Consider the following 576-nt stretch of genomic DNA (forward strand, 5'->3'; position numbering starts at 1 on the left):
GCGGTCCACCGGCGGCAGCTCGGGTTGCCGGCGGTCAGCCTGGCGTGGGGGATGTGGGACACGGCAGGCATGGCCGCCTCGATCGACGAGGCGGACCGGGCGCGGTCCGTGCGGGCGGGTCTGACGCCGATGAGCGCCGAGATCGGGCTGGAGTTGTTCGACGCCGCCCTGCGTGTCGACCGTCCGGCCCTCGTACCGGCCGTGATCGACGTTCCCGCACTGCGGGCGGCGACCTCCGGCGGCACAGTGCCGGCCGTGCTGCGCACCCTGATCGGCGTGAGCAGCAGCCGCCGCCAGGCGGGGCAGGGCGGTGGCGGCTGGGCCGAGCGGCTCGCCGGGCTCACCGAGGACGAGGGCCGCGCCCAGATCGACGTGCTGGTACGGGGCCTCGTTGCGCAGGTGCTGGGGCACGGTGGTGCGGAGTCGGTGCCGGCGGACCGGGCGTTCCGGGAGTTGGGCTTCGACTCGCTGACGGCGGTGGACCTGCGTAACCGGTTGACCGCGGCCACCGGGCTGCGGCTGGCCTCGACGCTGGTGTTCGACTACCCGACCCCGGCCGTGCTCGCCGACCACCTG

General features: G+C 75.2%; 1 protein-coding gene. It reads left to right on the forward strand.

Annotation, left to right across the window (positions count from 1 at the left end):
• Positions 1-576: beta-ketoacyl reductase (locus tag ACPCK6_RS29620; protein ID WP_423482861.1), on the forward strand; the 576-nt coding region annotated here is incomplete at both ends.

Source organism: Micromonospora sp. AB353 (assembly GCF_049538395.1).
GTDB classification, from domain to species: domain Bacteria; phylum Actinomycetota; class Actinomycetes; order Mycobacteriales; family Micromonosporaceae; genus Micromonospora; species Micromonospora aurantiaca.